The organism is Bacillus sp. 196mf (assembly GCF_003217275.1).
Taxonomy (GTDB): Bacteria; Bacillota; Bacilli; order Bacillales; family Bacillaceae_G; genus Bacillus_A; species Bacillus_A thuringiensis_S.
On the sequence record NZ_QJTG01000055.1, the window covers coordinates 1 to 9594 of the forward strand.

Below are 9594 nucleotides of genomic sequence, written 5' to 3' on the forward strand. Positions count from 1 at the left end.
TCCCCTTCTAGGTAAGCAAGGTGGTAAATGAGTTAAGCACAGACTCCCATCTCTTGTCTAAGGAGATTCTCTACATGCCCGTATGGGCGCACTCCGAATTCATCTAAAAGCTCTTTTTTATGCTCGTAAAAAATCTTAAAGAGCCATAAGAGTACGAGAATAATAATAATTACAGGTATAGCAAATACAAGGTGCATGATATTACTAAAATTTGAAAGTATAGTATCCTCTAATCCTTTGTCATTAAGTGAAACTTCTCCAGCTTTCGAATGTAAGAATGGAATAAATATTTTAGCTAATGGAACACTAAACGCCCATAAGTACTGGGCAACTATACCAATTAACATCATCGAAAAAATAAACCATCTACGCTTTATCTCCTGATAGGTCTTAACCTTGGTTGATAGTTGCCAAGTGTAAATTAAAATCCAAAAGCTAAAAAAGGTTTCAATGTAATAATTAGTTTCAAATGGATTACCGAAGATACTTAAAGTAGGTAATGGAGCCCCCATTTGTATTGACCAGAAAGAAGCGTATTTATAAATTCCTCTAAAAGCAAAATACCAAGCTAGCAGAAGTAGTAATGTCACAACATAGTAAGATGAGCGGGCCGCTAAACGATATTTCCAACTTTTTGTAAGGTCGATTGTAACTGTATAGGAATTTTTTTTGCTCTTTCCGGTTTTGGGATCTTCCCCATTACCTGGTGCATTATTGAGTTCAGCATTCTTTTGAACTGCATTCTCCAAATTCTTGTTTCACCCTCTCTTTTAACGAATAAAAAGCAGCGGTGAAATTAAGCAATTCAGCAGAAGTAGCCAATAATATATTCTCTGGTGCTATGGAATTGTGATACAGATCAGTAAAAATGGCTTGCTGCCCATGCTCTAATTCATCCGCTTCATATATCCCCAAAATTTTAATTGGGTTTAGTGTTCGGTGTTGATTTTGCATGGCCAACAATCCTGATAATTGTTGTAATTTTAAGTGTGTGTTAACCTCCCCTACCTTAAGTATTGTTAATATACACAATATTTCTAAGTAATCTACAGATTTTTTTTCTTCATCAGGTGCTTTTTTTCGTAATACCAAAATGTCATCTGTTAGCTCAAGTAGCTTAGAATGCTGAATCCCTTTCGTTTGCATTTCGTTTTTATTGGATATCCACTCTACCGAGTAAGAGAAAGAAGAATTTATGTTCAAACGTTCAGTGATTTTTTTGAACAGAAGACTTTTGCTTAAACTATTAATTTCGCGAATTTCTTGAAGAATATTGTTTATTACAAGTTCTGATCCACCCATATTGCATACGTAAACATGTAGGTTATTCACTACACTTAAACGTGGTATATTGCTGAAAGCCTTTTTTTAAATTTGTTACACGTGTAGTTCTTTTTTTGTAAGTAGAAATTGTGTGATAAGAATCATCGATTACTGAAAATAACACGTAAAACCGTTTAGACGGATTAGAAGCAGCGATATCAAGATATTTTTTTAGTTTGTTTTCTAGAAATGGAATGTTTTCTGTTCCTGTATCAACTTCAATATTGATAATAGAATCGTTACATGTAAGAACCCAATCAGGAATGATTAATGGGTTTCCCTTTGAGTCTGGATAAAACTCTTTAGATGGACGAAATGAATAAACGAGTTGAGGTAAATCTTGTTGGAAGGAAACGGGTTGAAGTTCTGGCTGAAACATTTCGCGATACTCTTCATCTTCGTATAAGAAGTAAACATCATTTGAATCGGAATACATTAGGTTGGGTAAATGTAAGTTTTGCTTCACAATTGAGTTTAATGGAAAAAGATAATCTCCATTACCACCTACAATTGCACCGGTATGTTCATTTTGGGATTCTGCTTCAAGTAGATTTAGCACAAATTGTGTAATAGCTATATTGTGTTCATATTGCCTTTTGGTAACAAACGAGGTATTGCAATCAGTAATTAATTTTAAACGATGTAATATCTCTGCTCCTTTTGAAGCTATAGAAACGAAATCCAATGTAAAGCCGCGCTTTTTTCTCACACTTATATTTTCTTTTTTTATTAATTTCATTTTTGCCCACTTTGTTAACTTGGATGAAAATGTGGTTCGACTTATAGGTCCCCCACTTATCAATTCGTAAAATTTTCGTAATTGAATTTGAGATACTGTTCGTTGTTCATATAAAAATAAGACTGTAAAAATGTCAGAACGATTAAAATAAACTCCACGATCATTCTCTCCGACGATATATTTAACGGCATGATCAAATGATTTTTTCAATTTTAAACACTCCCTTGATATGGAAATAATATACGGAAATCTGCATAAAATCGGATGCAATTGTCATGAAATGAAAGTAATTAATGTTGGATGAATTAAGCAGTTCAGAACATAAAAATGATTAGTGTATATTTTAACTGAAATTTGCAAAAAAGTAACCCATTATCCCCTATGAACTATTGGTTTAAAGATACATATTATTTCGTCAGGTGTGAGTAATAAAATCTAATGTTATCAAGTGAGGATTTGTTATTAGAGTTCGTCATATGTATTTCGACAATGATAAGAGGACATATGACGAACTCTAATGATAAAAAAAGGGTTCGTCATATGTATTCCGTCATATGTGTTTAGAGTATCAAAAATAGATAAAATGTACAGTGAATATACTTTTGCATAGATGAAACAATCTATTATACATACTTACATTTAATTCTGTTGCGGTATTTGTTAAACAAAAGGAAAATTCACATCATAAAAGAAATAAGTAAATAAACATAATAAAGTAAATGAAAATTGTGTATATTTCATATTTTGCATGTTACAATTTGATGTAAGGGGTGAAAAAATGCGGAATTGGAACACAGAATATGGGTTAATAACAAAGATAATACAAAGTGAATTTGAAACGGACTTTCTTTATAATAAAGTAACTAACACGTTAAGTAACGAACATGAGATTATTCCAACAAGGTTTGCAGCTCTAGATCCGTATAAAACGTATAATACCGCACAAGTTAGTAGAATTTTGAGGATAAAATCTAATCAATTAAGGTATTTAATCAATAAATACGGTGAATACATCCAAATAATAAAAAATAGAGCTAAATATGTTATTTCATTTAAAGCATTATACAGGATTTATTTAGTAAACCTATGCCTAACAAAGAGATTAACAAGTGTGGCTGAGTTTAATAACATAATGACTTCACATGTTAGTTATAGCGATTATATTGATATGAAATTGACAACTTATACTGACAAATTTGTTGAACTTAATTATAAAACTAATCAATTGAATGAAAATGAAACACAATTTTATGTGTTATTCATGCAAATATCAGAAATAACTACGGAATTAATAAAAGAGATAACTAAATATAATATGACATTAACATCCCCTTTCCTTTCTGTTAACAGCAGAGAGAGAAATGAGTTGGTAAATAAGAAACAGGATTATGAAGTTCTTTTCAATAAACTAAGTGTTTTATATAAAACTTTATAGTTAAAAGAGTAATACTTTATTAAGTATTACTCTTTTTTTATAGACTTATTTATAATGCGTATATATAAGACTTACAAGTAAGACGTAAAAGGATTTGTGATAATATTATATTGACATGAAATTAATATAAAAGTACATTAAACCCTAATCTATATGTGTTTTTATATAAGTCTTATATATAGTGCGTATATGTAGGATGTATATTTGAAATGAAATGATAATAGCATCATATTTTAGGTATATCATATGTTGAAAACATAAATTCAGATAAAGTTCTACATAAATACTATCTTTTAAATGAGTATCCGATAGTTATTGTTAGTTATATGAAATCTGATATTAACATGTTTTGTGTACTAAGCATATAAGCGACTTACATATAAGTCTTATATAAAAAGCGTTGATATATATGAGGTTTATTCGTTTTTTTAAAGTGAAAGTTTATATATAAGTCTTGTATATAATGCCCTTATATAAGTCTTATATATAATGACTTGATATACGTCTTATAATAATGTAATATATTTTTAGGAATAATTAACCAACGTTTTAAGGGGGGGGACAACTTGAACGAGGTATTAAGTGAAAAATATAAACAGAACAAGTTTACTGATGAAGTTGTAGAAATGTTTGCAGACATTATTGAAGAAGACGAAATACTGTACAATGTATTTCATTACATAGGATCTCAAGTAAATAAACAATACCAAGAGACAAAGTATATGAGAGGTATTTCAATAAATGAGATAGTAGAAAGTGTTGTTATTGATAGGAGAGTAAAGAAACCTAAGGGTAAATCCTATTCATTAGAACTTGAAAGAACTAACATTTCAAGAAGATCAGCGGAAGGTAGTGTTGCTACTTTAGCTTCAATGTCATTAATAACAGAAAAAATTATGCATCCGTATAAGTTTTTAATTTCAACTATTAGAGGGCAGCAAGTATTAGTTGAATTAAGCAAACGCAAAAAAAATAATGAGAATAAGGGAGAGATAAAATAATGGCAAAAAACTTTCTGAAAAACGAAGTAGCAGTGAAAATGACTATGGTTGGTTTTGGTCAAGCTGGAACTAGAATGGTAGATAAGTTTGCTGAGTATAAGCATACAGACGGTACAGCAGTGTATAATTGCCTAGCATTGAATAGTAATGATGGGGATTTAGCAGAACTGAAAAACGTGCCAAAAAGCAACCAAGTCTCACTAAAATTAGGTGGTTTGGGTAAGAATCCTGAGCGTGCTGTAAAGGTGTTAGAATCAAATGAAGAAGCTAAGGATAAACTAAAAGAATTTATAACGGAACGTGTTAGACCAACTGATGAGTTAGTGCTATTTTTTGCAGGTTTAGGTGGTGGTACAGGTACATCTACAATCATTCAAGCAATTGAAGAATTCTCTGCTTTTCATAATAAACCTGTAATAGCTGAAGAACTTAAAAGTATGGCAATGAAAATTCCTAGAGAAGAATTAATCAAAAATCAACAAAAGTACGCAAGAATTGCTTTCAATAATGCGATTGAACGTAAAGATTTTATTAAAATGGGTATTGTGGTTACACTTCCGGTTAGAGCAGATGGACCGGATGTACTAAGACAGGTGAATAAATTTTCACAAGAAATTTGGAAGTTAGCTAATGATCCAGCGAAAGGCGTTGCCTTTGTTGTATTTGCAGATAACCAACATTTCTATGATGAGTTTAAGGGATTAAACGAGAATGAGAAAAAAGGCATTGGAAACTCACGAGACTATGCAAATCAGCGTATTGGAGATATTATTCATGAGTTAAATACAGCTGCAAACGGTTCAGGAACATCAGTAATTCTAGATTCTCAGGACTTTAAACGAATTTTACTAGAAAGAACAGGCTGTTTAGTAATTAATAAGGTTTCACGTAATATGAATCAAATTGAAAACAGTAAAGAAATTGTAGATATGTTCTCAGAATCATTGAAAGGAAGCTCATTCCATCACCCTATTGACCTGATGAAGACAAATGAAAATGGAGATTTAGAGGCATCAAAGGTACATCATTTTGGGATGTTAGCAATTTTAGATGAACAGAAGAATCTTGATGATTCATTTATGGATGATGCAAAAGTAGAAGTGACAAATAAACTACCAATCAATGGAACTGTTTTTAATGGTTATTTAGTTAGTAAAAATGACTTTATGGGTAGCGTGTATACTTTCTATAAGACAGATGCACTACCATCTCGATTATCTAAAGGATTAGTAGAAGAATATAATGAATTCAAGGAAAAACAAAGTCAAATTCAATATACAAAGTCTCAAATTACTACTATTGAAGCGCAAGACTCGGACGATGATTTCAATATTAACTTTGGTGATTACTTTGAATTAGAACCAGAAAAAGATGAAGAACCACAAACGCTAAATGATGAAGAATTAGCGGCATTTATGGATCCTGATAAGATGTTCGGATCAAAATAAAAAATAAGCCTGGAATTCTCCAGGCTTATTTTTCTGTTTTCATTACATTTTGCATGTATTCAATCATGTTCTCATCAATATAGTTTTCTATGAAAAGTTGTTTTCTCGCAAGATCTTCCTCTTTTTTAAACCAACCAACTTTTTTAATACGAGTTTCTTCTGGCTGTGTATTCCACTCTTTTTCAGCTTGTTTTCTTAACTCTGTACGCGCTCTATGTTGAATAATTATATTATCTAGTCTTTCTTGTCTTTGGCGCTCTTTTAACCTCTCAGGGTCTTCTGGTTCAGGAAGCACCGCACGTATAGCATCTTCAAACTTTCCTTGATACTCTAATTCAATGTTTTGTAAATGCAATTCAAGCTTTTGTTCTACTATTTTTTCGATTGTTGCAGCTGCTTCATGTATGTTTAATTGAGCTGAAACTTCACTGGTTTGATTTTCTGGTGAAACCGGCCTTAGTTCAAATTGATGTGGTAAAAGTTCAATAATTGCATCTAGTGACCATTTTTCGTCTCTCTTCTGCTTGATAAATAAAGCAATATCTAAATCAAGACTATTATATAGTTTTTCATTTGTATTATTGGTTCTAAGAGTGCCATGTAACCCTTTTTCTTCTAAGGTGTTAAACCAATTATATACCGTATTGTGATGGCGACCTACTAACTTTGAAAACTCAGTTATTCGCCATGCTTTTTCAAAAGCGTCTTCATGAATAAAGTTTTTATTAGTTTCTTCACCATTTTCAGTAGTAGCTTTCTTATCTTGTTCAATCATTGTTATACCTCCTTGGAATTTAATCGTAGAAAGTGAAATTAACATAGAAAGTGGAATTGACATGTTAAGTACTTTTCGGTAATACTAATTAAAATACCTTTATAAAATGAAATTAACATCAAATATAGCATTAACATGTAATCAATTATCAGTTAACATGACATTAATGTGTATATAATATCGTTATAAAAATGTTAATGTCATGTTAATGTTTTGTTGTTTGTAATACTTTGTTTAGAGTGTTAATCCGCTTTATTGTTGCTATGAAATTAACAAATTAGTCTACAATATATTAATGATAAGTAAATAAAAGTGATTTGTAAATAAATTATAAAGATATAATATTAAACTTATAATATAAAAAACTTAAATTTTATGTATAAAACAAATAAAAAAAGCCCATACTTGGTAGTATAGGCTGTATTATTTAATTAATAATGCTAGGTAGTATGAATCTAAAATCTGAATAATGAATCGGTTGTAATGGCTCAGTAGAATTGACACCAAGATTATTGTAATAATCTTCATGTACTATACTAATTGGTTTTTTCTCACCGTTAAAGCCAATAGATATTAAATCACAGTTTATAACTTTTATAGAAGTATACAGTAATTGTACATTGAAACCGAATTTTATTATTGAGTCTTCAGGTTTAACTGATGGATCGGGTGTTGTAATATCCTCCGTTTGTATTAAGATTTGTGCGTTACCCTCGGATTTTTCTTCATTTTCTATAGTGATAACATTATTGTTCAATGTAAAGATACCTGTTGGTTTATTTGATGTAAATAGCATTATTTGTTCTAGAGCTTCTAATATCTCACGTTTGTTAACTAAAATTACATTTTCGTATAGTGGCGAAAGCAATCTAACTAAGACATCGGGATAATCACCCTCAAGTGTTTGGGTTCTAAATGTTTCAGTATCACTTGATAAAATAAATGTATTATCGAGTTTGCTCAGTTTAATTGATTTTTTTGTATCAAAACTATTAATAGCTTCCTTTAAAGCGATGGCTGGAATTGTCATTTTAATTTCTTCTTTAAAGGCTGTATGTAATTTAATAGCTTTATATGCTAGTTGATGGCTATCTGTAGACTGAAAGGTAATGAGATTCTCTGATACAGTTAGGTGAATGCCTTTTAAAATAGGTCTTTGATTTGAAGTAGATGCTGCATAGCAAACGCTGTTTATAGCTTCTTCTAAAATAGAACATTCTATGTCAGCGAAATATTCCGCTTGACTCGGTTTAATTACAGGATAATCGCTTACTTTAAAGGTATTTAGAGTGAACTTGCTTTTACCAGAGATTACTTGAAGAGTATTTTTGGATAGTTTTAGTTTAATAGGTTCTTTTGTTAATTTTTTTGCGACATCCACTATTTTCTTTTCAACTAAGACTGTCCCTTCTGATATTACTGATACGTCTTCATCACAAAAAACAAAACGCTCAATTGTTTCTTTTGAATTAGTAGCGATAAATCGTAATTTATCTGTTTCAGCTACAATTAAAATACTCTCAAGAATAGGCTCTTTTTTGTCTTTACCTGCAAATTTCACCACACTAGATAAGCTTTCAACTAATTTAGATTTTGAAATTTCGATGTGCATAGATATTTCCTCCTCGAAAATATAAAATGTTAATGTTATGTCAATCTCTAATAGGTTCGGTTGATATAACATTGATATTTCGTTGATTCACTGTGCTTAACATGTTAATTTCAGTTGATATGTTAATACCAATGGTGTATTCTAATTCGTTGAATTTCACCTGGTGTTAACATGAAGTTGATCGTTAGATTGCATTTTTGCTTTGTTTTAAATAGCTATCTGCATATTCAACAGCTGCTTCGTTCATAAAACCGATAGTAGTTTTAAAATTGCTAAATTGTCGATTACAGCATCTTGATAACTCATTTAATATAAGTTTTTCAGTATTTGGATTACTAGCCATTACTGCAATTTCTGCAGAATGTTTTATTATAGAAATGTAAAATTCTAATTGTTTTTCATTTAATTTTTTAAAATCGCGTTGTTTAGGGTATGAAGATGTTAATATTTCTTTTCGATCATCAATAGTAATTTTTAACGCTTTTTCATAATTGTTTACGATGCTCCATAATTCATTGTAATTGCTGCTTGATGGTTGAGTTGTATTACTTGTTTGTTGGTGGTCCGATTTTAAGCATAGGTATAAGCCGATCCCAACAGATTCGCATGCCTTTACAAATGCTCTAGCCATTGCTGATTTTTCATCATCACCTAAATCACAAATTTGTCCCACAACTCCATTTTCTATATTTTTCTCTTTATTAGAAAATCTGTTCAATTTCTTTGCATCTGTGCCATAAACAATGTTTTTCTCGCCGCCCCATTCTGAAAAGTCTAAAGTTAACTTGCATGTTGTTCTTGCCCACATAATAGGGGGGACGCTACTTGGTTCTGCATAAAGTTCTTGAATCGGATATTCAATTGAAAATCCATAAACACCAAAGATCTCTATTAATCTTTTTCTAGCTTGATAATGAGGAATGTATGGCTTACCATCTTTGTATTTCAATTCATTCTTTTCAAATGGAGCTAATAAAGCGTCGTGAACATCTTCTAAACTTTTGTATTTTCTCTTTTTGAACATTTTTTTCCTCCTTTAAACACAAAAATGCCCTTCGAAGGAATCAAATTTTTTACACCAAGTTAGTGTAATAAAATCGATTACCCGAAGGGCATGAGTGTTTTTTGAAATAAAATAAAAAATAATGATACATTTTAAGTATATGTTTTGTAACTACTCAGCTTAGTTAGGAAACAAGGCATGCCAAATACATGTTTCCGATTTGAAAACATGATAAAGAAAAGACTCCAATCAGAGAAT

At 30.8% G+C, this 9594-nt stretch carries 6 protein-coding genes and 2 pseudogenes; 3 read left to right on the forward strand and 5 right to left on the reverse strand.

The window, feature by feature from the left end; genetic code table 11:
* Positions 1–80: 80 nt before the first annotated feature.
* Both ATL10_RS29570 and ATL10_RS29575 read right to left on the reverse strand, forming a co-directional pair.
* A pseudogene (locus ATL10_RS29570) lies at positions 81–749 on the reverse strand (type IV secretory system conjugative DNA transfer family protein); the annotation flags it as partial.
* Positions 721–2272, reverse strand: a pseudogene (locus tag ATL10_RS29575) (replication-relaxation family protein). The pseudogenes ATL10_RS29575 and ATL10_RS29570, both read right to left, overlap by 29 nt.
* Positions 2273–2810: 538 nt before the next feature.
* Here ATL10_RS29575 and ATL10_RS29580 point away from each other — a divergent pair.
* From ATL10_RS29580 to ATL10_RS29590, 3 genes are all read left to right on the forward strand, one after another.
* Positions 2811–3497, forward strand: a complete 687-nt coding sequence (locus ATL10_RS29580; protein ID WP_110498167.1) for a hypothetical protein — start codon at positions 2811–2813, stop codon at positions 3495–3497.
* A gap of 566 nt (positions 3498–4063) precedes the next feature.
* Entirely contained in the window at positions 4064–4498 is a 435-nt protein-coding gene (locus tag ATL10_RS29585) for a hypothetical protein (protein ID WP_001006719.1), read from the forward strand.
* Positions 4498–5946 (forward strand): FtsZ/tubulin family protein, encoded by a 1449-nt coding sequence (locus tag ATL10_RS29590; protein ID WP_098562077.1) that lies wholly within the window; start codon positions 4498–4500, stop codon positions 5944–5946. The genes ATL10_RS29585 and ATL10_RS29590 overlap by 1 nt, the downstream gene beginning before the upstream one ends.
* 25 nt (positions 5947–5971) lie before the next feature.
* On the opposite strand, the gene ATL10_RS29595 is transcribed toward ATL10_RS29590, so the two are convergent.
* The 3 genes from ATL10_RS29595 to ATL10_RS29605 form a co-directional block, all read right to left on the reverse strand.
* A complete protein-coding gene (locus ATL10_RS29595) occupies positions 5972–6721 on the reverse strand; it encodes a terminase gpP N-terminus-related DNA-binding protein (protein WP_110498169.1) in 750 nt (249 codons plus the stop codon).
* A 427-nt stretch (positions 6722–7148) separates the two neighbouring features.
* Complete coding sequence (gene dnaN / locus ATL10_RS29600; protein WP_110498171.1) at positions 7149–8333, reverse strand: DNA polymerase III subunit beta; 1185 nt, start codon at positions 8331–8333, stop codon at positions 7149–7151.
* Positions 8334–8517: 184 nt separating this feature from the next.
* On the reverse strand, positions 8518–9357 hold the full coding sequence (locus ATL10_RS29605; protein ID WP_110498173.1) for a hypothetical protein: 840 nt from the start codon (positions 9355–9357) through the stop codon (positions 8518–8520).
* Positions 9358–9594 lie beyond the last annotated feature (237 nt).

Excerpts from the sequence above, each read along its gene's own strand:
- ATL10_RS29580 (WP_110498167.1), top strand. The coding sequence starts at position 2,811 with ATGTTACAATTTGATGTAAGGGGTGAAAAAATGCGGAATTGGAACACA.
- ATL10_RS29590 (WP_098562077.1), top strand. The coding sequence starts at position 4,498 with ATGGCAAAAAACTTTCTGAAAAACGAAGTAGCAGTGAAAATGACTATG.
- ATL10_RS29595 (WP_110498169.1), bottom strand. The coding sequence starts at position 6,721 with ATGATTGAACAAGATAAGAAAGCTACTACTGAAAATGGTGAAGAAACT.
- dnaN (WP_110498171.1), bottom strand. The coding sequence starts at position 8,333 with ATGCACATCGAAATTTCAAAATCTAAATTAGTTGAAAGCTTATCTAGT.
- ATL10_RS29605 (WP_110498173.1), bottom strand. The coding sequence starts at position 9,357 with ATGTTCAAAAAGAGAAAATACAAAAGTTTAGAAGATGTTCACGACGCT.